The organism is Halorubrum sp. AS12, from assembly GCF_051122765.1.
GTDB lineage: Archaea > Halobacteriota > Halobacteria > Halobacteriales > Haloferacaceae > Halorubrum > Halorubrum trapanicum.
The window spans coordinates 740,791-762,711 of sequence record NZ_CP185385.1; the positions used below are offsets into that span (position 1 = coordinate 740,791).

18 protein-coding genes and 3 pseudogenes are annotated in these 21,921 nt (G+C 67.7%); 11 read left to right on the forward strand and 10 right to left on the reverse strand.

Features of this window, described 5'->3' with window-relative positions; all coding sequences use genetic code 11:
* The first annotated feature begins 572 nt into the window (after window positions 1–572).
* Window positions 573–1,895: an NAD(P)/FAD-dependent oxidoreductase gene (locus ACODNG_RS03785; RefSeq protein ID WP_434522488.1), complete on the forward strand. Its 1,323-nt coding sequence runs from the start codon at window positions 573–575 to the stop codon at window positions 1,893–1,895.
* A gap of 47 nt (window positions 1,896–1,942) precedes the next feature.
* On the opposite strand, the gene ACODNG_RS03790 is transcribed toward ACODNG_RS03785, so the two are convergent.
* The 6 genes and pseudogenes from ACODNG_RS03790 to ACODNG_RS03815 all read right to left on the reverse strand — a co-directional run.
* Entirely contained in the window at window positions 1,943–2,395 is a 453-nt protein-coding gene (locus ACODNG_RS03790) for a hypothetical protein (RefSeq protein WP_434522489.1), read from the reverse strand.
* A 149-nt stretch (window positions 2,396–2,544) separates the two neighbouring features.
* A complete protein-coding gene (locus tag ACODNG_RS03795) occupies window positions 2,545–3,960 on the reverse strand; it encodes a hypothetical protein (RefSeq protein WP_434522490.1) in 1,416 nt (471 codons plus the stop codon).
* 133 nt (window positions 3,961–4,093) lie between these two features.
* A complete protein-coding gene (locus ACODNG_RS03800; RefSeq protein ID WP_434522491.1) occupies window positions 4,094–5,134 on the reverse strand; it encodes an NAD(P)-dependent alcohol dehydrogenase in 1,041 nt (346 codons plus the stop codon).
* 129 nt (window positions 5,135–5,263) lie between these two features.
* The gene (locus ACODNG_RS03805) at window positions 5,264–6,040 is read right to left on the reverse strand and encodes a metallophosphoesterase (RefSeq protein WP_434522492.1); all 777 of its coding nucleotides are present in this window, start codon (window positions 6,038–6,040) and stop codon (window positions 5,264–5,266) included.
* Window positions 6,037–6,795, reverse strand: a complete 759-nt coding sequence (locus ACODNG_RS03810; protein ID WP_434522493.1) for a J domain-containing protein — start codon at window positions 6,793–6,795, stop codon at window positions 6,037–6,039. The genes ACODNG_RS03805 and ACODNG_RS03810 overlap by 4 nt, the downstream gene beginning before the upstream one ends.
* A 140-nt stretch (window positions 6,796–6,935) precedes the next feature.
* A pseudogene (locus ACODNG_RS03815) lies at window positions 6,936–7,190 on the reverse strand (MTH865 family protein); the annotation flags it as partial.
* Between the two features lie 1,051 nt (window positions 7,191–8,241).
* Here ACODNG_RS03815 and ACODNG_RS03820 point away from each other — a divergent pair.
* Complete coding sequence (locus ACODNG_RS03820) at window positions 8,242–8,949, forward strand: hypothetical protein (protein ID WP_434522494.1); 708 nt, start codon at window positions 8,242–8,244, stop codon at window positions 8,947–8,949.
* Between the two features lie 637 nt (window positions 8,950–9,586).
* Window positions 9,587–10,645 (forward strand): M42 family metallopeptidase, encoded by a 1,059-nt coding sequence (locus ACODNG_RS03825; protein ID WP_434522495.1) that lies wholly within the window; start codon window positions 9,587–9,589, stop codon window positions 10,643–10,645.
* Window positions 10,646–10,675: 30 nt separating this feature from the next.
* Here the strand turns inward: ACODNG_RS03825 and ACODNG_RS03830 are convergent, their stop codons facing one another.
* Both ACODNG_RS03830 and ACODNG_RS03835 read right to left on the reverse strand, forming a co-directional pair.
* Window positions 10,676–11,977: an MFS transporter gene (locus ACODNG_RS03830; protein ID WP_434522496.1), complete on the reverse strand. Its 1,302-nt coding sequence runs from the start codon at window positions 11,975–11,977 to the stop codon at window positions 10,676–10,678.
* A 116-nt stretch (window positions 11,978–12,093) separates the two neighbouring features.
* A complete protein-coding gene (locus tag ACODNG_RS03835) occupies window positions 12,094–12,408 on the reverse strand; it encodes a hypothetical protein (RefSeq protein ID WP_434522497.1) in 315 nt (104 codons plus the stop codon).
* A gap of 93 nt (window positions 12,409–12,501) precedes the next feature.
* Here ACODNG_RS03835 and ACODNG_RS03840 point away from each other — a divergent pair, with 93 nt between their 5' ends.
* A complete protein-coding gene (locus ACODNG_RS03840; RefSeq protein WP_434522498.1) occupies window positions 12,502–12,840 on the forward strand; it encodes a hypothetical protein in 339 nt (112 codons plus the stop codon).
* Between the two features lie 57 nt (window positions 12,841–12,897).
* Here the strand turns inward: ACODNG_RS03840 and purN are convergent, their stop codons facing one another.
* Window positions 12,898–14,502 carry a phosphoribosylglycinamide formyltransferase gene (gene purN / locus ACODNG_RS03845; protein WP_434522499.1) on the reverse strand — a complete coding sequence of 535 codons (1,605 nt, stop codon included), beginning with the start codon at window positions 14,500–14,502 and terminating at the stop codon, window positions 12,898–12,900.
* A 167-nt stretch (window positions 14,503–14,669) separates the two neighbouring features.
* Here purN and purB point away from each other — a divergent pair, with 167 nt between their 5' ends.
* The 7 genes and pseudogenes from purB to ACODNG_RS03880 all read left to right on the forward strand — a co-directional run bounded on the left by purB (window position 14,670) and on the right by ACODNG_RS03880 (window position 21,680).
* A complete protein-coding gene (gene purB, locus ACODNG_RS03850; protein ID WP_434522500.1) occupies window positions 14,670–16,169 on the forward strand; it encodes an adenylosuccinate lyase in 1,500 nt (499 codons plus the stop codon).
* An 82-nt stretch (window positions 16,170–16,251) separates the two neighbouring features.
* Window positions 16,252–16,611, forward strand: a complete 360-nt coding sequence (locus ACODNG_RS03855; RefSeq protein WP_434522501.1) for a zinc ribbon domain-containing protein — start codon at window positions 16,252–16,254, stop codon at window positions 16,609–16,611.
* Between the two features lie 97 nt (window positions 16,612–16,708).
* Window positions 16,709–17,779 (forward strand): sensor domain-containing protein, encoded by a 1,071-nt coding sequence (locus ACODNG_RS03860; protein ID WP_434522502.1) that lies wholly within the window; start codon window positions 16,709–16,711, stop codon window positions 17,777–17,779.
* Window positions 17,780–17,821: 42 nt separating this feature from the next.
* Entirely contained in the window at window positions 17,822–18,484 is a 663-nt protein-coding gene (locus tag ACODNG_RS03865; RefSeq protein ID WP_434522503.1) for a hypothetical protein, read from the forward strand.
* On the forward strand, window positions 18,485–19,162 hold the full coding sequence (locus tag ACODNG_RS03870; RefSeq protein WP_434522504.1) for a metal-dependent hydrolase: 678 nt from the start codon (window positions 18,485–18,487) through the stop codon (window positions 19,160–19,162). It begins immediately after the preceding gene.
* Between the two features lie 40 nt (window positions 19,163–19,202).
* Window positions 19,203–19,997: pseudogene (locus tag ACODNG_RS03875) on the forward strand (L-lactate permease); the annotation flags it as partial.
* 129 nt (window positions 19,998–20,126) lie between these two features.
* Window positions 20,127–21,680 carry an Ig-like domain repeat protein gene (locus ACODNG_RS03880; RefSeq protein ID WP_434522505.1) on the forward strand — a complete coding sequence of 518 codons (1,554 nt, stop codon included), beginning with the start codon at window positions 20,127–20,129 and terminating at the stop codon, window positions 21,678–21,680.
* Window positions 21,681–21,751: 71 nt separating this feature from the next.
* On the opposite strand, the pseudogene ACODNG_RS03885 reads toward ACODNG_RS03880, so the two are convergent.
* Window positions 21,752–21,880: pseudogene (locus ACODNG_RS03885) on the reverse strand (Cdc6/Cdc18 family protein); the annotation flags it as partial.
* Window positions 21,881–21,921 lie beyond the last annotated feature (41 nt).

Here is a 21,921-nt window from a genome sequence, read left to right on the forward strand (position 1 = left end):
CCTTTACTGAGGAACCCCCGCCGCCGCCGATTGAGTCGGAGACAATAGTGTTTTGAGGGGACTACTGTGAATCAAGCGTTCAACAGCGATGACCGTCATGGACAGACGGTTACCAACCTCACGAAACCAGACCCACTACCGTGATGGAGCCGCACTCCTCAGGTTGCTGGTGCGCTTCTCGGTGTTCACTTGTGGTGCCCGGACCCGCTGCTATCGGAGTTCGTCTTCACGTACGGCGCACCTAATGTGGTGACTGCGTGGACGGCGGCGGCAGTTCACGATAGCCCCGCGCATCTCACCTCGAATCTGGGTTGGTACGGGCTTGTGCTCGGAGCAGCCTACCTGGTATACGTCACGTGGATTTCACCCAATAGTTGGCGTTAGAAAACTGCTGTATTGGACGTTTTACTCTCCGTCTCGTGAAATTGCTGATCGTCACGCCCGAGCGTTTCGTATCGTCGTAGCGGGTTTATCGGCGCGTCGCGTTGGTCTCTACCCCACGGTCAGTCCGCTCGGCTGCCCGCGAGCGAGTCCCGCCGCCGCTTATAAACCCGCGACCCGATACCTCACGTATGAACGGAGACGCCACGGTCGTCGGCGGCGGGCTGGCGGGGCTGGTCGCCGCGACGCGGCTGGCCGAGGCGGGCGCGGACGCGACGCTTCTCGAACGACGGCCCGAGGTCGGCGGGCGCGTGCGAACCGAGACGGTCGACGGCTTCACCCTCGACCGCGGCTTTCAGGTGCTGTTTTCGAGCTACCCCGCCGTCGAGCGCGAACTGGGACCCGACGGGCTGGACGAACTCGACCTCCGGACGTTCGCCCCGGGCGCGACGATCTGTCGACCCGGATCGCGCTCGGTCCTCGGGGACCCCCTCCGCGACCCGCGCTCCGCGGTCCCGTCGCTTTTGAACGACGAGGTTTCCTTCTCCGACAAGCTCCGGACGCTCGCGCTCCGGTACGACCTCGAGAACCGCGACGAGGAGGAGCTCTTCGCCGGGCCGGACGCGCCGATCCGCGAGTACCTCCGCGACTGGGGGTTCGCAGACGACTACGTAACGAACTTCGTGGAGCCGTTCTACGGCGGGATCACCCTCGACCGGTCGCTGTCGACCTCGAAGCACGTCTTCGAGTACACGTTCCGCGCGATGGGCCGCGGGTCGATCGGCGTCCCCGCCGACGGGATGGCCGCGCTCCCCGCCGCGCTCGCCGACCGCGCCCGCGACGCCGGCGTCGAGATCCGGACCGGCGAGGACGTGGAGTCGATTCGGATCGCGGGGGAAGGCCGGATCCCGTTCCGGACCGGCAAGGCCGAAGCGGAGGGCGCGACCGTCGAACTCGCGGACGGCTCGAGCCGCGAGACGGACGCGGTCGTCGTCGCGACCTCGCCGCCGGAGTCCCGGCGACTCACCGGCGTCGAGTCGGTTCCGACCGAGGGCGTGCCGAACGTCACGGGGTGGTACGCGCTCCCCGCCGGTGAGTCGTTCGAGACGGGTGGGCGGATCCTGCTCAACGCCGCCGACGAATCACCCAACGCCGTGGTCCCGATGTCGGAGGTCGCGCCCGAGTACGCGCCCGACGACCGCGCGCTGCTCGCGGCGACGTTCCTCGGCGAGGACGCGCTCGACCGCGACGCCGACGCGCTCCGCGGCGACGTGCGCGACGCGCTGGCGGCGTGGTTCCCCGAGCGCGAGTTCGCGGGGCTGGAGACCCTCGACGTCCACCGGATCCGGTTCGCGCAGTTCGCGCAGCCGCCCGGGGTTCACGAGACACTCCCGGCTCCCGACGACCCGGAGGGACCGATCGTCCTCGCCGGCGACTACACGGAGTGGTCGTCGATACAGGGCGCGCTTGAGAGCGGTCGGAAGGGGGCCGAGACGGCTGGAGAGTACCTGTAGCGGGGGAGTCGTGTTCGCCGCCTCGCGCGTCGCGAACGCGTCTCAACTCAACGCGCCCCGTACCGCCGGCGAGCGAAGACAATCGGGGGACCGATCAGCGCTCCGGCGGCCGTCGTCAGCGCGAACACGAGACCGACGAGGAGCGGGGTCGGACCCGCGGCGAGCAGGTCGACGCTCCAGACGACGAGGAACCACGCGGTCCAGCAGAGTCCGGTGACGAGGGCCGTGAGCGCCCCGAACGCGATCCCGGCCGGATAGGTGTACGTCGCCCGGCGTTCGACGAGCAGCCACCAGACCGCGGTGCCGACGAGGAGCGCCGGCGCCGCGAGGAGGGGCACCGGGAACGACGGCGGGAGGCCGACGACTTCTGCGAAGAGGCTGAGGAGGGTCGACAGCAGACCAGCGGTGATCGCCCCGCAGGCGAACGCGTAGCCGCCGGCGAGAAGCGACCACCGCCGTGGGTTCGAGGCGTCGGAGTCGGGGCGAAGAACCGAAACCATACCCGGAAGTTGGCGAACACCTGCTAAAGCCCTTCCCGTGGGTGAAGCGTCGACTTGTGTCTCCTCCGCGACCGCGTCCACCTCGCTGGATCGTCTCGGTCGACGTGACGGTCTATCCCGCCCGGTCGACCGCGGAGAACCGGTCTCGCTCACTCGACCGCGATCCGCAGCTCGAACGGGTACGCCCCGTGTTCGTCCGGCGTCTGCTCCGGGACACCCCAGGAGACCCCGAACAGGCCGCGGCTCACGTACATCCCCGCGGGAAGCGACTCCGAGACCGCGTACGTCGCGACCATCTCGTCGCCCGCGTCGAGCGACTCCAACGCCTCGCCGTCGCTGCGGGTCGGCTGTGGTCCCTCGACCCCCGCGGTCTCGACAATCTCCAGCGAGCGCCGCTCGACGTCGTGGAAGGTCCAGAGGGCGCTCGGCAGCGCGCCGCGGCTCGTGAACGTGTACGGTCCCTCGGCGTCGCCGTCGGCGTTCTCGGGGGCCGGCGCAACGGTGAGCGTGAACTCGCGGGGCGCGTCCTCGCTCGGCGCGACCGAGACCGACACCGGGAGGCGGTCGTACATCGACTCGCCGACGGCGACGTCGTACACAGTCCCGTCGATCCGATAGTAGACCTGCTCGTCGCGTTCCGCGGCGAACGCCTCGTAGGCGTCCGGCACGTCGTCGGCGAAGAGCTGGCTGCGGTCGTCGCCCGGCAGCGCGGGTACCCGGTGTTCTGACGCCAGCGTGCGCTCGAAGAAGGTGACCAGCTCCGCGTCGAGTTCCGACTCGTCGACCACTTGACGATCCCACATGTCGCCCTCGGTCAGTTCGCGCGCCGCGATCCCGTACGGCGGGTCGTCGTTCTCGACGCCCGTGCGGATCCGGCAGATTCCGAACTGGTCCTCCAGGTAGTCGTACTCATCGAGGAACGCCGCGACCGACTCCGGGCGGACGCACCGACGGTACTCCCCGCGGGCAACGTTCGTTCCGTACGCCGTCAGCGCGTGTACGAACGTCTCGACCGCGTCGGAGCGGAGGTCGTCGCGCTGTCCCGCCTCGCGGAGGACGCGGTCCTCGTCGTAGTCGTCGGCCTCCTCGTCGAGGAGTTCCGCGGTGAACGTCGGGAGGGTCGGGTCGAACGCGTAGCGCGTCCCGTCGATCTCGACGTACGGCTTCAGCTCGCCGCGGTCGTAGACGCGGAACTCGTCGACCGCGGCCAGCAGCGCGTCGCTCGGGTCGTCGGTCTCGAACCCGCCGTCGCGCGCCGCGGCGAGCGGGTCGCGCAGCGCGTCCGGAATATCCGATTCGGGGACGACGTGGTCCGGGTCGATCCCGCGGCTTGGCGACGGCTCGTAGGCGGTAACGACGTGGGGCACCGTCCGGATCTCGACGTCGAGCGACGCGGTCGGTCCGTCGGCCTCGTCCGATCGCTCGTCGTCGGTCCCGTTCGACGCGTCGTCGGTCCCGTTCGTCGCCGGGTCCGTACCGGTCTCGCCGACGCACCCGGAGATCGCGACGCCGGTTCCGCCGGCGACGGATCCGCCGATCGCTGTGAGGAGGGCTCTGCGGTCCATAACGTGGAAGTTCGAAACGATCGGTAAAAGTCTTCCGTGGGCCCGCGGCGCGGTTCGCCGGTCGGGGATCCGCTCAGGACGGTGGGGATCCGCTCAGGACGGTCGAGGTCCGCTCAGGGCGATGGCGACCCGCTCAGGGCGTGATGACGGCGCGCCCGTCGATCTCGCGGTGTTCGAGCTTCTCGGCCACCGTGTTGATCTCGCCGAGTTCGTACCGGCTGGTGTGGAGGTCGACATCGCCCTGTTCGACGAGCGCGACGAGCTCCTGCAGCTCCGCGTACCGGCCGACGATGTTCCCGACGAAGGAGAACTCGCCGTCCACCAGCGCCTGCGACGGCTCGTGGACGTGCCCGCCGTAGCCGATGATGTGGTGGTCGCCGCCGGCGGCGGTGATATCGGGCGCGTAGGAGGTCGTCACGTCCTCGCCGACGAAGTCGAGCACCTGCGTCGCCCCCGTGCCGTCCGTGATCGCCTCGATCTCGGCGGGAACGTCTTCCTCGCTCGGGTTCACCAGGTGGTCGGCGCCGTACCCGTCGGCCAGATCGAGCGCCGACTCCTTCAGGTCGACCGCCGTGATCTGCGCCGCGCTCATCGCGTCGAGGCACTGAAGTCCGATATGCCCCAGCCCGCCGACACCGACGACGACCGCGTGGTCGCCGGGGTTCAGCTCCGCGACCGCCTTCTTGACGGCGTGGTACGCGGTGATGCCGGCGTCGGCGTGAGGCGCGATGTCGACCGGGTCGACGCCGTCCGGCAGCGGGATCACCGAGCGCTCGCTGGTGTGGAGATACTCGGCGAAGCCGCCGTCGGTGGTGAGCCCGTTGAACGCGTCGTTCTCGCAGTACATCGTCTCGCCGAGCCGACACGGGCGACACGTCCCGCAGGTCTGGACCGGGTGACAGATCACCGGATCGCCCGGGGAGACCAGGTCGACGTTGTCGCCCGTCTCGACGACGGTTCCGGCGTTCTCGTGGCCGAGCGTCATCGGCAGCTCCTGGGGGACGTACTCGGCCCACATCCCCTCGATGATGTGGTTGTCCGTCTGGCACCACCCCGCCCCCTCGACCTCGACGATCACGTCGTCCGGTCCCGTCGCCGCCGGCCGGTCGACCTCGTCGATCGCGAGTCCCTCGCTCATGTCGTCCGTGTACTCGTGGAGCCTGGCTGCTTCCATGCGTGAAAAGATCACGCGGAATTCACATAAACGTTCGTCACGGCGCCCTCGTCCGGGGAGGCGGCGGCGCACCTCCCGGTCCCTGATGGCAGCGACGCACCCCCGCTCAGGGCATCGTCCGCGCCGCCCTCACAGCAGGCGGTCGAACTCCCCGAGCGGCGGGAACCGGAGCGGCTCCGCCCGGTCTGAGTCGTACACGACCGGAGCGAGCGCGGCCGCGTCCCCGACGAGCGGCGACTCCAGCCCCGCCGTCGCCGCGTCGTTGACCGGAACGCCGGCGGCGAGGCGGGTGAACGCGGGTAACACGAGGAGGTCGGACCCGCGGTACGTTCCGGCGCCGGAGAGGAAGCAGGGCCGGCGGTCCCCCTCGATCTCGATCGTCGGGTGGACGTGGCCGATCACGTACCGGTCGGCCGGGGTCGACGGCGGTTCGTGACCGTGACAGACGATCGTGGTTCGCGGCAACTCGGTAGAATCGCCCCCGTCCTCCATGGCGAGCGCCTCCCGAACCGGGCCGTCCCACGCGGTCGCGAGCGCGGCGTCGTGGTTGCCGGCGACGAGTTCGAGGGCCGCGCCCCGAGCCGAGCACGCCTCGCGGAGCGCGCGAAGTGTTTCGGCGGCGCGGTCGGTGACCCGCTCAAACGTGTGGACGGCGTCGCCGGCGACGACGACCGTCTCGGGGTCGAACCGGTCGAGGAGGGCGCCGAGGCGGTCGGCGAGGTCCGCGCGCTCGCCCAGCGGGAGCGAGACGGCGGAGGCCTCGCCGCGCCCGACGTGGAGGTCGGCGACGACGAGCGCGTCGTGCGCGGGGAGGTAGACCGCGCGCTCCGCGTAGGCGACGTCAGAGAAGGGGGTCGCGGCCCCGATTTCGGCTCCGTCCCCGGCGTCGGCCTCCGGTCCCGTCACCGGCCGTACCCGGTCGAGCGCTCGCGGCGGCGCTCCGCGTCGCGGTCGGCCGGACCGCCGTCGACGTGGTTGCGGGCGGTCGCGTACGCCTCGCGGACGCGCCGGAACGACTCCTCGTCGCCGCCCTGGTCCGGGTGCGTCTCCTTGACGCGCTCGCGGTACGCGCCCTTCACCGCGTCGAGGTCGGCATCGCGGGAGACGCCGAGTTCGTCGAACGCGTCGCCGACGGGGTCGGCTCGGCCGGCGGGACCGCGCGCGGTCGACCGCCCGGCGGATCGGTCGGTCCCGAATCGGTCGCCGCCGAAGCGGCCGGAGCCGGAACGACCCCTATCCGAGTCGTTCGCGGACGCCCAGTCGGGTTCGTCAACGTCGAACGGGAGCCGACGACCCAGCCCGCGGCCCGGCATCTCGTGTTCACAGAGGACTGTGTAGACGCCCTCGCCCTCCAGCCGGAAGTAGTCGTGCGCGTCGAACGTGATGGCGACGCCGCGGTCGGGGAGGTAGAAGGGGACCCCCACGCCGTCGAACGCGTGGTCCTCGTCGAAGCGCTCGCCGGCCGCGTTCAGGTACGTCCGGATCTCGCGGCGGCGGCGCTCGTCGCCGGCGACGCCGCGGTGACCGGCCGCCGCGGCGCGAGGCGGAACGAACCGGTCCCCGAGGTAAAAGGCGAGCGCGACGAGCGCGGTGGCGACAGCCCCGAGACCGATCCCCCAGAGGACCCACCGCGGAAAGAGACTCGTGAGGTCGGCGAGCACACCCGCCGTAACGGCTCCGCGGTAATCAACCTCCCGCCGGCCCGTCGGCTACGAGACGCGGAGCGCTTCGGTTCGGCGGACGCGGATCGGCGGACTGCGGATCGCGGGCAGAGAAGTTTGCTTCGAACCGGCCGACTCGAGATCATCCCTTTCTTTTCCAGCCCGTCGAGGATGTCGTCGACGAGCGCCTCGGCGTTGTCGTAGGGGAACTCCTGTTCGCTGCCGAGCTTCGCTGCCATCTCCATGGCGGTGAAGCTCACGTCGCCGGCCTCGAACTTCGTCGCCGGGCCGTCCGGCAGCGCCGGGACGAGGTCCATCTGGTTCTCGACGGGGAAATCTGCGCCGCCGAACGCGTCTAAGAACTGTTCTCGGAGTTCCGCTTTCACGTCGCTCATACACACTCCATCCCGCGAGCGCCCGCAAAAGGGTTGCGGAACAACGATAAACTTATTTAGGGTTGTCTGCTGTTGCGACGTTGCTTGGAAGCCGGATCGAGTCCGTGTCTTCGGGTGTTTCCGGCGGCTGGTCCCGTTAAATTTCGGTTTTGGATATAAAACCGGATTGAACATCCGGTCACTAGAGAGTGAGGGCTGAACAATTCTGCTGAAATCCTAATCTTCAGAAGATTTCCTGTCTCTATTCAGCAACACCATCGGTTGAAACTCTTTTTAACAGAATATTGTCGTCATGTCTGGATCGATCCCATCAAATTATAATCACTCTACCTGTGTGATGAGTATATGGACCGTCGAGGGTATCTGGCAACTATGGGAGTCGCTGTTATTTCTGGCTGTACTAGATCTGATAGGTCAGATCGAGGTGGAGAAGATGTCGAACCAGACGGTGAAATCGTTACAGAATTCCTATCTTCAAGAGAGATCCTGTATACGGCTGGAAGTATCTCTGTTGAAGAAGAAATAAGATATTATGATCCGCGCTCCGAAGAATTGAGATCGCTGGAACCCGAAAACGATCGATTTGTTCAAATTAGGCTAGAGGGGGAGAGTCTTGTTGGTACAAATAAAGAAGAACCTGCTTTGAGTGAATTTAGTTACTGGACACCAGACCAGAACTATTCGTATATTCGCTCCCTCCCAAATCAAGTAGACTGGAGTCAACTCACGGATGACAGCCAATTACGCTCGCCCGGATCGACCCCAATCCGTTCTAATTCCCGTTCATTTCTGACACTACCTTTCGACGTTCCACAATTGCCCTCCTCATCACACTATTTGCGATGGTCTGTTGACACGAATCCTGAAAGAGAATATCCACTCTACTTCGAGTTTTAAAATGAATGAGGAGTTATACATAATTAGGGCTCTGTTGAAATTCTCTTCTTTAGAGAATTGTTCACATGAATCTACGGTACACTACACGCGCGAGTTGTTCCTAGTTGATTTATTACGACCTCAGGTGTTTATGTCTGGATAATGAAGTGCTAGCATGTCAAAAGCTAAATCATATGAGCATATTCGCGAATTCGCACAATCAGTTGCCAAAACAGATGCTGTTCTTGGGGAATTAAACATCCTTACTGAACAGGAGCTAGCGGACCTAAACAATTCCTTAGACTATGTAGGAGCTAATGATCCAGTGGCAGAGTGGGGAAGTGAGATACGGGAAGGAAATATCACAAGAGCAACTGCCGAAATTTTTCTCATGTGGCACTTTCGACGTGTATTCAGCTACGATACAGTAACACTGAACGCAGAATACACCAACTCTGGAAAGGATTTTGATCTACTTGTTGAATGGAATAATAAAGAATATTGGATTGATGTACGTACGCCCGAGGGTGCTTTTGGAGAGATGGAGAACGCGGGTGGTGGTTGGATTGCTGGTGACCGGACATGGGCATCTATCGCTAATAAACTTGAACAGCAATTTGAGAAAGCTCGGGAGGTCCTACATGATGATGCGATTCTTGTTCTTGCGGTATATCTGAAAGCAGGCTTGGTAGATCAGCTTTCAATTGGTCAGCAGCTACACCACCTCGGCCAGCAAGATGACTTTGAGCATCCGGGAAAGTTCTGTGATGCCTTTCTCGAATATCTGTATCATTCTGGAAAGACAACGATTGATGTCCGCGAATTCACAACTCAAGGGGAGAAGGTAACTGCACTCAAAGAAGAACTCATACAACAAGGATAACCTCTGTTTTACTTTTAAATACAATAACTGTGGTGAGCAATCAGTGAGTCCCTGTACTGACCGCATTAGGGTAGCATCTGTCGCTTTCTGAGGATTCCAACAGACCCCACCGGCTAGTTATAAACGATCGGCGACGAAGGGGAACATCACCAAATCCTCCGTCCGCCCGCATATAAGTAGTTGCCGTCGGATCGACAGCGAACACCGCCAAAGCCCCAGCCGCGAGGGGTGCGCACACTCGGTGCGCTCCTCGCTCGGTCACTCACCTCGTTCGCTCCCTCGCTGCGGTGCTTCCGTCGTCTGCGCACCCCTCGCGACTGCCCCTTTGAGTCCCACCCCCCACGGCACCGCACCTCACACCTCCCCAGCCTCGTCGGTCGCCCTCGCTTCGCTTCGGGCGACCGACTCCCTCGCGCGTGCTGCTTCGCGGCCGCCGAGGGCGGCCGCTCGCAGGCACGCGCCACCGCTGAGATTTATAAGCAATTCTCGGCGTCGTTCACGGTTATTTAAATATCTCATCACCGCGACAGATCTGAAGAACGGGACCTCGACAGAGTCGACAACTCGACTTTCGCCGAACCCCGACGCCCGTGCCGGATCCTGCGGAACTTTGTCGCTGGCGCGGTCAGTCCGCGGTATGCCACGCGAGTTCGACTTCGATTTCGACCTGCTCCGAGAGCTGACCGAGGCCCGCGGCGTCCCCGGCTACGAGGACGACGTTCGCGAGGTCGTGCGCCGCGAGTTCGCCGAGAGCGTCGACCGCGTCCGGAGCGACGCGATGGGGAACGTCGTCGGGACGATCGAGGGCGACTCGGACTACTCGGTCGCGGTCGCCGCCCACATGGACGAGATCGGCTTCATGGTCCGCCACGTCACCGACGAGGGGTTCGTCCAGGTCGACCCGCTGGGCGGGTTCGACGCCCGCGTGCTGCGCGCGCAGCGCGTCACCGTCCACGGCGACGAGGACCTGACCGGCGTCATCGGTTCCGTCCCGCCGCACACGCTCACGGAGGAGCAGAAGGAGAAGGACGACGAGGTGAAAGACGTGTACATCGACCTCGGGCGCGACGCCGAGACGGTCGACGAGCTGGTGAGCGTCGGCGACCTCGTCACCCTCGACCAGACCACGACGCGCATGGGCGACCGGATCACGGGGAAGGCGCTCGACGACCGGATCTGCCTGTTCGCGATCCTGGAGGCCGCCCGCCGGATCGAGGACCCGAACGTGACGGTCCACTTCGCGGCGACGGTCCAAGAGGAGGTCGGGCTGCGAGGGGCACAAGCGCTCGGCGTCGACATCGACCCCGACCTCGCCGTCGCCCTCGACGTTACCGTCGCCAACGACGTGCCGCAGGTCGGCGACGCGGCCGACGCCGTCACCGAACTCGGCGAGGGGACCGCAGTAAAGCTGAAGGACTCCTCGGTAATCACCAGTCCGAAAGTCCATAGCCGCCTCACCGAGGTCGCCGAGGACGAGGGGATCGATCACCAACACGAGGTGTTGCCCGCGGGCGGCACCGACACCGCGGGATTCCAGAACACCGCGGGCGCGAAGCCGGTCGGCGCGATATCGATCCCGACGCGGTACCTCCACACCGTCACCGAGACCGCCGACGGCGGCGACGTCGAGGCGACGATCGATCTGCTGACGGCCTTCTTAGAGTCCGAAACCGGCGATCACGACTACACGCTGTAATCCGAGCCGACCCCCGCGCCGGGGTCGGGGTCAGTCGTCGCTCGGGACGGCTGGACCGGGGTCCCGGCTGGCGCGGTGGGCCGCCCGCGCCTGCCACGCGAAGCCGGTGGTCGCGAACGCGATGAACGCGGCCGCGAGCAGGAACCCGGTCTCGGTGGTCGTCCAGTCCATCGTGGTACCGACCAGCACCGGCCCGACGACCTGCCCGACCTTCCACGAGACGGAGCGCAGGCTCATCGCGCTCGCGACGGAGTCGTACGCCTCGCCCTCGCTGACGAACAGCGACATGCTCGCCGGCAGGCGGATCGAGTCGGCGATCCCGAGCAGCGAGTAGGCGGCGAACAGCGCGAAGAAGGCCCCGCCGAGCGTCTGCGAGTCGCCGAGATAGGAGACGGTGACCGGCGAGAGGGTCCCCTCGAAGTACGCCGCCAGCGGGATGATCGCGGTGCCGACGCCGTAGAGGAGCGCGCCGACCGCGACGAACAGATAGGTGCGCTCGTAGCGGTCGGTGAGGTCGCCGACGAACCCCTGCGTGAGCGCCTTCGTCAGCTTCCCGCCGGCCATGATCCAGCCGATGGCGAACGCGGAGATGCCGAACGTCGTCCGCGCGTAGATGGGGAGGAAGATGATCACCGCCATCTTCCCGACGCTGAACGTGAACCGGAAGAAGACGAGCGCGCGCAACATTGGCAGACCCAGCAGCGATCGGAACGTCTCTATTCCGCCCGCGTCCTCGGGGTCCTTCCGCCCGCCGGGGTTGTCGCGGAGGAAGGCGAAGACGAGGGCGAACGCGGCAAGCGTGACGACGGTCAAGACGAGGTACGTCTCGGTGAAGCCGTAGGCGTACAGGAGGTAGCCGCCGACCAGGTCGCCCGCGAGCGACGAGAAGGAGGCGAACTGGTTGTACGAGCCGAGCCAGCGCCCCCGCTCGTCGTCCGGGCTGATCTCGCCGATCACCGTCGCGCCCGTGATCCAGAGGACGCTCGCGCCCAGCCCTTGGACCATCCGCACGAGGATGACGTGGACGGAGGTGTCGACGAGGGCGAACCCGACGAAGACGGCGACGTTGATCAGGAAGCCGCCGAGCAGCCACCGTTTCGCGTTGCCGGTGTCGACCTTCCGCCCCAGCGGGAGGACGATGACCAGCTGAACGATCGCGAAGGCGGTGCCGAAGAGGCCCTCGACGAACCCGGTAGTGCCGAAGAGATCCGCGTACAGCGCGAGCGCGATGAGGATCGTCGAGTACGCCTGACTGCGGGCGAACGCGGTCCCGGCGAGCGCCGCGAACTCCCGGTCCCCGAGCAGCCGTACCGAGTTGCCGAACTTCGCCACGGTCGTCTCTGATCGGGGGCAACGAGACCCGGAGAAAAAAGCGCCTCAGATCCGGCGGTCCGCGTGGGGTTATCGTTTCAGGTGGTCGAGGTTTAGAAACGGCGGTCCGGTCACCATCACGTCCACTCGTGGTCCTCGATACCCTCGTAGTGTTTCAGACGACTGTCTATCTCCCAGGCTTCCCAGCCGCACTCGTGGTAGAGGACGTCCGCGAGGTCGTCGAAGTTGCTTTTGTCGAGTTCGATCCCTCGGTTTCCCCGGTACGTGATGTATGGTTGGCTACGAAGTTCGGCGTAGACATCGCGCGCGGTCGGGTAGTCGCCGTCGATCGCCGAGAGATCGAGGAGCGCCTCCTCTGTGATCGGCGTCCCCCACCTATGTTTCGCGATCATCGTCGCCAAGAGGGCGCACTTCACCGACGGCTTCTCCATGGCGAGGGACTGAGGCCATCTGGTAATAAATCCTGTTAACTGTCGTTACCGGTGGTGGAAACAGTTATACACGGCGAGACGGTGACTGCCTGTATGAGCGGCATGGAACACGCGAACGACCGCGGGGAAAAGAAGGACCTCCGGAAAGCACACCCCAGCGGGTGGCTGTACCTCACACAGCACGATGCGATCCCGATTCTCGTAGACGCGTTGCTCGATCTCCCGCCGAACCGCGAGTTCAACAAGACCGAACTCGCGGAACACGCCGGGGTCACGCGCCAGACCGTCGGGAACTACACCGAGCTCATGCGTGAGGTCGAACTCATCGAGGAGGTTCCGAACACGTCGCCACGTCGGTACCGGGTCGCGGACAGCAGTGTCGTCCGCGAGCTCTTCGAACTCAACAGCGCGCTCAACAGCGTCAGCGAGTAGCTATCGTCCGCGGGAGGACGACCACGAAACGGATTCCCGCCGGAACCGATCCGACCCCTAATCGTGCCGGAAGCAGCGCGACCCGGTGAACGCCATCGCCATGTCGCGCTCGTCGGCCGCGGCGATCACGTCCTCGTCGTTGACGGAGCCGCCGGGCTGGATCACGGCCTCGATGCCCGCGTCGGCCGCCTCCTCGATCGCGTCCGGGAACGGGAAGAAGGCGTCCGAGGCCATCACCGCGCCCTCGGCGGACTTCCCCTCGGCGTCCTTCTCGGCTTTCATCGCCGCGAGCGTGACCGCGTCGACCCGCGACACCTGCCCCATCCCGACGCCGACCGTCTCGGTGCCGGTCGCGAAGAGGATGCCGTTCGATTTCACGTGTTTCAGCGTCTGCCACGCGAACAGCATCGTCTCGACCTGCTCGTCGGTCGGCTCGCGCTCGGTGACGAACTCAAGGTCGTCGGCGGTCGGCGACTGGCGGTCACGCTCCTGGACGAGGCGGCCGCCGACCACCGGCTTCTCGGTGAACCGCTCCGAGAATCGGTCCTCGCCCTCGCCGAGCGGGCCGACGTCGAGCACGCGGAGGTTCTTCTTCTCGCGGAGGACGTCGAGCGCGCTGTCGGTGTAGCCGGGCGCGACGACGACCTCCTTGAAGGAGTCGGCGACCGCGGTCGCGGTGTCGGCGTCGCACTCGCGGTTCAGGGCGACGATGCCGCCGAACGCGGATTTCGCGTCGGTGCGCAGCGCGCGGTCGTACGCGTCCGCGAGGTCCGACCCGACCGCACAGCCCGCGGGGTTCGTGTGTTTGATCACCGCGGCCGCGGGGTCGTCGAACTCCTTGACGAGGTCGAGCGCGGCGTCGGCGTCGTTGTAGTTGTTGTACCCCATCCCCTTCGCGCCGGGGTTCAGCTGGTCGGCGTCGACGACGCTCGCCTCCTCGGAGCCGTCGTCGACGTACAACGCGGCGTCCTGATGCGGGTTCTCGCCGTAGCGCAGCGAGGCGGCGCGCTCCTCGGAGACGAAGCGTCGCTCCGGGAAGTCGCCTCCCACGTCGCCCTCGACCGCGACGTCGACGGGGTCGCCGGCGGCGTCGCGGTCGACGGTCACGCGGTCCTCGGCGAACCAGCGGACCGCCCGCGGGTACGCCGTGAACTCGGCCTCGCGGAGGACGCGCGCCTTCAGCGAGTCGGCGTCGTCGTCCTCGTACACCGGGATCGGCTCCTGGGTGACGACCGGGCCGGCGTCGACCTCCTCGGTGACGACGTGGACCGTACAGCCGGTCGTCCGAACGCCGGCCGAAAGCACCTGTTCGTGAGCGTCCGTGCCGGGGAACGACGGGAGCAGCGAGGGGTGGACGTTCAGCGTCGTCGGGACGGCGTCGAGGAACGCGTCGGTCAGCACGCGCATGTAGCCGTCCAGGCAGACGAGGTCGACGTCGTAGTCGGAGAGGCGCTCGACGATCCGGCGCTCGTGCGACTCGCGCGACTCCCCCTCGTCGCGCTCGACGACCTCGGTCGGAACGCGGCGCTCCGTCGCGGCCTCCAACACGGGCGCCTGCTCGCGGTTCGTCAGGACGACCGACAGCTCCGCGCCGCCGGGCGCGGCGTCGGCGATGTGTCTGAGGTTCCGTCCCCGGTTGCTCGCGAGTCCCGCGATCTTCATACCTGACGGTCCGACCGATCGGGTATATCGATTGCGGTCCGCGCCGCGAGTGTATCCACAATTGCGGATCGGAACGCGGTTACGATACACCGAGAGCGCGCAACGGATCCACGTCCGTGCGTCGCCCCATCGACACGCTTTTGCTGGCTCCGGCGGCAGTCGCGGACATGACCGACGACTCCGAACCGACGGCCGACAGCCCCGGATCGGCGGCCGACGCCATCGCCGGACTGTCCCGGTCGGACCCGCTCGCCGCCGTCTCGCCGCTCGACGGTCGGTACGCCGGCCGGACCGCGCCGCTGTCCCCGTACGCGAGCGAGGCCGCGCTGATGCGCGCCCGGACCCGCGTCGAGGTCGAGTACCTGCTCGCGCTGGGGGGACTCGACGCGACGCCGATCCAGTTCGACGAGGGGACCGAGGCGGCGCTCCGCGGGATCTACGAGGGGTTCGACGCCGAGGACGCCCGGCTGATCAAGGCGCTGGAGACCGAGGGCGCCGCGGGGTACGAGGCGACCAACCACGACGTGAAGGCGGTCGAGTACTTCCTCCGCGTCCGGCTGGCGGCGCTCGCCGAGAGCGGGACGGACGGGGGCGCCGACGCCGCGCTCGACGACGCCGAGTCGCTGTACCCGTGGATCCACTTCGGGCTGACGAGCGAGGACGTGAACAACCTCGCGCACCGGCTCCTCGTCAAGCCCGCGGTGAGCGAGGTGATCGTCCCCGCGGTCCGCGAGGTGCGCGACGCCTTGGTCGAGTTGGCACACGAACACCGCGACACGCCGATGCTGGCGCGCACCCACGGCCAGCCCGCGACGCCGACCACGTTCGGCAAGGAGATGGCCGTGTACGCCGCGCGGCTCGGCCGCGCGCTCGGCCGGGTCGTCGTCGCGAACGAGGACCTCTCCGGAAAGCTCGCGGGGGCCTCGGGCACCTACGCCGCGCACCGCGCCGCCTACCCCGATGTCGACTGGCGGGGGTTCTCCGAGTCGTTCGTGCGCGACCTCGACCTCGAACACACCGCGCTCGCGACACAGGTGAACCCCTGCGACGACCTCGCGGCACTGTTCGACGCCCTCCGCGGCGTCAACAACGTCCTCCTCGACCTGGACCTCGACGCGTGGCTGTACGTCTCCGACCGCTATCTCGGGCAGGAGACCGTCGAGGGGGAGACGGGGTCGTCGACGATGCCACACAAGGTGAACCCGATCGACTTCGAGAACAGCGAGGGGAACCTCTCGAAGGCGAACAGCGACCTCACCTTCCTCGCCGACTACGTGACGACCTCGCGCCTCCAGCGCGACCTCTCCGACTCAACCGTCAAGCGCAACGTCGGCGCGGCCCTCGCGCACTGCCTGATCGGCTACTCGAAGGCCGCCGACGGACTCGGAAAGGTCGTCCCGAACGAGACGGTGATGCGCGAGGAGCTGGACGCGACCCCCGAGGTGATCGGCGAGGCGGTCCAGACGATCCTGCGCCGCGAGGGCGACACCGAGGCCTACGAGCGCGTGAAGGCGCTCTCTCGCGGCCGGTCGGTGACGCTCGACGACTTCCGCGAGCTGTTCGACGAGCTCGACATCGACGAGGAGGTTCGCGGAGAGCTGAAGGCGCTGACCCCGGCGGACTACACCGGCTTCGCCGACGAGCTCGTCGACGATATCGACGAGTAGCGTCGGGACGGGGAGTCGCGGTCGGAGGGAAACATGCGGCGCGCCACAAGAGGTTTGGTCCTCGGTACGGGAACTACGGACGATGCCCTCCGAAAGCGACGAGACGGAGTACTCCGTCTTTGACGACGACGAACTGATCGAAAACGAGAGTGACAGCGCTGACCGCGCGGCGGAACCGGCCGGTGACGAACCGGGCGCGAACCCCGACACCCGCGACGACGACCGCCCCGCTTCCCTCGGCGGCGACGGCGGGGACGGCTGCCCGAAGTGCGGCGGCACCGAGACGGAGACCGACGAGATAGCCACCAGCGGGACGGGACTCACCAAGATGTTCGACGTACAGAACCGCAAGTTCCTCGTCGTCTCCTGCGCGGAGTGCGGCTACTCGGAGCTGTACAAGGGCCAGTCGTCCGGCAACGCGATCGACTTCTTCCTCGGTTGAATCGGTCGCCGCCGCCGGCCACGCCGGGACGAGGCGACGCCGCGCACCACCCGCGTGAGAGCGATCGATTTTTGTCGGACGCGGAACCAGTCGCGGTATGGTCTCCCTCCGACCGCTCGCAGCCCTCCCCGTCGTCGGCGTGATCGCCGACGGCCGGACGTATCGCCACCTGCTGTACCTGCTGATCGCGATCCCGCTGTGGGTCGTCTACTCGGGGTTCGTCTCGTTCACGCTCGTGTTCGGACTCGTCTTTTCGGTCGTCCTCGTGGGGATCGGGGTTCTGGTCGCGGCCGTCGTCGGATCGCGGCTGGTCGCCGGGCTGGAACGCTGGCTCTCGAACGGCCTGCTCGGGACCGATCTTGTCGCGCCGGACGACCTCCCCGCCGCCGCGGACGACGGCTCCGCGGGCGCGGTCGCGACGGTTCGCGCGTACCTCGCGGCGCCGTCGACGTGGCGGGGACTCGGCTTCGTCTCGCTGAAGTTCTGGGTCACGCTGCTGGCGTTCGCGCCGCTCGCCGTCCTCGCGAGCGCGCTCCCGCTCGTCGCCGCGCCGGTCCGATACCCCTACTCCCCGGAGTTCGGCGAACTGAACGGTGAGCCGCTGGTGTGGGCCGTCGACACCGCTCCCGAAGCCGCCCTCGCGACGGGACTCGGGATCGTCGGCGTGCTGATCGGACTCCACCTCACGAACCTGATCGCGTCCGGCGCCCGACTGATGGCCGTCTCGCTGCTCGGCGACGACGCCGGGGCGGACGGCGACACCGGGGCAGACCGCGACGGAGACACCGGGACGGACGGCGACGGCGTCACCGGGACGGACGGCGACGGCGTCACCGTCGACCGCGACGCGGCCGACCGCAACGTCGGGGAAACCGGTGGCGAGGAGCGCGCCGGTTCCGACGACGCCTCGGTCGACGACGCCTCGACCGATGAGACCCGAGAGACGGCCGGCGAAACCCAAGAGACGGCCGACGAAACCCGAGAGACGGCCGGCGAAACCCAAGAGACGGCCGACGAAACCCGAGTGACGGCCGGCGAAACCCAAGAGACGGCCAGCGAAACCCAGGAGACGGCCGACCGCGACGCCGACGGATTCGAGTTCGGCGCCGACAGCGCCGGATCGGCCGCCGACGGGGAGGTCGACGAACCCCGGACCGACCGCGACTGACCCGCCCGGAGCGCTTATTCGCCTCCGAGCGTCAGGACGGATATGGCACCGACGCTCGTGAGCGCGGCCGTGGGGGCGCTGCTCGCGGCCGCGCTGCTGGGCGACGCGTTCGACCGCCGCGCGGTCGCGGTCGTCGTCGCGGCCGCGGTCCTCCCCGGTCTCGACGCAGTCGCGAGCCTCGTCGTCCCGGGCGCGACGAACGCCCTCCTCCACGCCGTCTGGATTCCCCTTCTCGCCGGCGGACTGCTCTACTGGGACACGACGCTGCGCGCGGCGTCGACCCTCCGCGAGCGGTTCGGCCGCCGCGCGACGCGGGTCGCGTGGGTCGCGCTCGCGTCGTTCGTCGTCGCCGGGATCGGGTCGGCGCTGTTCGCCGGCGAGGGCGCGGCGCTCCTCTACCCGCTGGAGGACGCGCGCTACGTGCTCCGCGGGCGACTCGTGTTCTCGACGCGGGAGGGAATCGTCCAGACGTTCGTCGCGCTGGGCGCGGAGGGACCGGGAGCGTTGCCGATTCGGAGCGTCGGCGGTGCGGTCGCCGACCCGGTCGGCTCGTGGGTCAACCCCGACGGCCGCCCCGGACTTGACCCGGGCGCGGACCGCGAGTTCCGGTTCGTGGACGGCGGGTGGCAGCTGGTCGTCGTCGCCGCCGCGGCCGCGACGCTCGCGGTCCGGTTCGGCACCCGAGAGTCGGGGGTGACCCGCTGAATGCCCTCGACGGTAGTCCACGCCGGGTTCGCGCTGCTGCTCGCGGCCGCGCTGCTGCGCGACCGCCTTGACCGCCGGGCGCTCGCGGTCCTGCTCGTCGTCCTCGTGCTCCCGGAGGCCGACAGCTTCCTCGGGGTGGTCATGGCGGGCGCGCACCGCACGGTCGGGCACAACTTCGTCCTCCCCGCGATCGCCGCGCTGGCGCTGTACTACGACACGCGCGTTCGGGAGGAGTCGTGGATCCGCGAGCGGCTCTCGCCGCGGTGGATCGCGGTGGCGTGGGTCGCCCTCTTCGTCCACGTCTTCGCGCACGTCGCGCTCGACTGGACCCACCTCGACGGCGTGAACGCGTTCTGGCCGCTCCGAGACCGCTTTTTCAGCCTCGACGGGGAGATACTCTACTCGACGGCCGACGGGTTCGTCCAGACGTTCGTCGATATCCGAATCGACCCGGAGACCGGGTCCCGGACCGTCGACGCCGGCGCCGGCGGAACGAGCGAGTCGGTCCACGTCAACAACCCGGTCCAGCCGCGCGACCCCGATCTCGACGTCGAGGAGCCGGTCGACCGGCGGTTCCCGGTCGCGAACAGCGGCTGGCGGCTCTACCTGCTCGGACTGGGGCTGTTCGCGCTCGGCGCGCGTCGGCTTCAGGGCGACGGCGTCGCGGACCGAGAGTGACGGGCAGAGACGGAGAGCGACGACCGGGGGAACGGGCGGCGGTGCCGGCGGTGCCGGCGGTGCCGACGGCGCCGAGATGTCGCTGCTCCGCGCGTGGTCGCCGTACGCCGCGCTCGTCGTCCTGCTGATCGGCATCCGCGTTATCGACCCGATCGCGACGTTCCTCCAGGAGGGACCGGGGATGACGATCGCCGTCTCGAACGTCCTCGGGACGGAGATCGGCGGGGAGATCGGCGGAGAGATCGGCTGGGCGTACGTCCCGGGGACGTGGCTGCTCGCCAGCGCGCTGATCGCGGTTCCGGTCCTCGGGATGCCGACCGACGAGGTGACGAGCGCGTGGCGCGAGGCCGCCGGGAAGATCGTCTCGCCCGCGGTCTCGCTAGTCTTCGTCATCGCGATGGTCGAAGTGATGCTCCAGACCGCGGCGCACCCGGACGCGGCCGCCGCCGGCAGCATGATCGTCGTGCTCGCGGACGCGACGGCCTCGACGTTCGGCGCCGCGTACCCGCTGTTCGCCCCCGTGGTCGGCACCCTCGGCGCGTTCATCGCCGGCTCGATCACCGTGATCAACGTGACGTTCGCGGCGTTCCAGTTCGAGATCGCTCAGGAGCTCGGCCTCTCGACGCAGCTGCTCGTCGGCGCGCAGACGGTCGGCGCCGCGATCGGGAACACGATCGCGATCCACAACGTGATCGCCGCGCTCGCGACGGTCGGTCTCGTCGGGAAGACGGGCCGGGTCGTCCGGCTCAACCTGATCCCGGTCGCCTACTACGTCGGCGTCGGCGGACTGCTGACCGCGGTGTTCGTCTACGTGCTGTTCCCGGGGGTGTTCTGACGGGAAATAGCTCTCAGACGGCGCAGCGGCGGCGGTTCGGCCGGAGTCGGACTCCGGACTCGGTCCCGCCACGTGGCGGTCGGTTGAAACGAACGTTATCCGTCTCCGTCTCCGAGGTTCGGACGACCGATGCGAGAGATCACCGCCGCCGTCGCCCTCGTCCTGCTCGTCGCGCTCGCCGGCTGTGGCGGACTCGGCGGCGACATCGGCGGAGCCGGACCCCTCGGGGAGCCGTCGCCGTCGATCGAGTCCGTCTCCGCGCCGGCGTCGCTCGAACACGACGAGCGGGCGACGGTCGAGGCGACCGTCCGGTGGGAGGGTCTCGCGAGCGACGCGGACGGGTCGACGGCCGACACCGACGGATCGGCGGACGAGGGGAGTTCGAACGCGACGCTCGACCCGGTTCGGGTGACGGTCCGCGTTGGCGACCGGACGCTGCGCGCCGAGAACCGGTCTGTCCCGGCGAACGGGTCGATGACGGTGACGGCCGAGATCGACGCCGCGGCGCTCGACCCGGGCGAGCACGAGCTATCGGTGAGCGTCGGCGCGGCGAGCGCGACGCGGACGGTCGCCGTCGCGGAGGCGCGGGCGGCGACGTTCGTCGTCTCCGAGGTCGATGCGCCGGAGCGCGTGGAATACGGCGAGAACCTGTCGGTCGTCGCGACCGTGGCGAACGTCGGCGACCTGACGGGCAGCCAGACCGTCCGGATCCGGTACGGGACCGGGGCGACGGCGAACCGAACGGTCGCGCTCGACGGCGGCGCGGAGGCGCGGGTGTCCGTCACGTTCGCGGACGTGCGACTCGACGGCGGCGACTACCCCGCTGTCGTGACGACCGCGAACCGAACGCGCGAGCGGACCGTGTCGGTGGTCCACCCGAGCCCGTACGGGAAGACGACGCTCCGGCTCTCCGTCGACGACGGCGCGGTCGACCGGAACGTCTCCGGGGTGGTCGCGGCCGCGACGGGGTACTGGGAGCGCAACGACGAGCGCTACCTCGGCTACCCGGTCGATTACGAGCGGGTGGGAGACGAGAGGGACGCCGACGTCGTCCTGCGGTTCGATCGGGTAGAGCGGTGCGGCGTGGAGGAGACCAACGAGACGCGGTACTTCGGCTGCGCGGACCTCCTCGTCGACGAGCCGCGGGAGCCGATGACCGCGACCGTCGACCCCCGGATCTCCGACGCGGAGATGAACGCGACGATCATCCACGAGCTCGGCCACGTTCAGGGGCTCGAACACGGCGAGGAGCCGACCGGACTGATGGCCGAGACGAGCACGCTCGCGACGCATCGCCCGGTGAAGGTCCACCTGCGCGCCGAGAGCGGGGAGGTCCCGCGGCGCGTCGAGGACGCGGTCGCGACGGGACTCGACTACTTCGCCGACCGCGAGGACATCGCCGGGAGCGACGAGTTCGCGTGGGAGTTTGTCGACGAGGCGCGGGAGGCGCACGTCCAGGTCACCTACGACGACCGCGGGGAGGTCTGCTTTACCGACGGCGGCGGCTCCTGTACGGTCGACGGCGAGTACTACGGGCAGGAGGACGTGCGACTGGAGGGGGTAGACGACGAGGTGGTCGCGTGGCACGTCGGGGCCTCGTTCGCGCCGGTGTTGTTGGAGGAGGTGCCGCCGGAACTCACGGGCGAGGCGGACCGGCGGGAGCGGGAGGCGTGGCCGGCGTGAGCGGCGCATATTGGAGCCGGTAGGACCCGTAGTTTTACCGGAGAGGAGTCGACGCCGAGGCGAGGATCGGTGGCCCTCGCGACAGTCGTCTTCCCAGCGTCGGAGGGGCCGAAGAGAAAGTGATTCTCGGCGCGCTGCCCGTCTTCGATCGGCGCGAGGGCGTCGGTTACCTCGTTCATGTGGCGGTTCCGGCCGACGATCGTAGCAGGCAAATGATCGTCGTCGAAAACTGTTCCGTCGC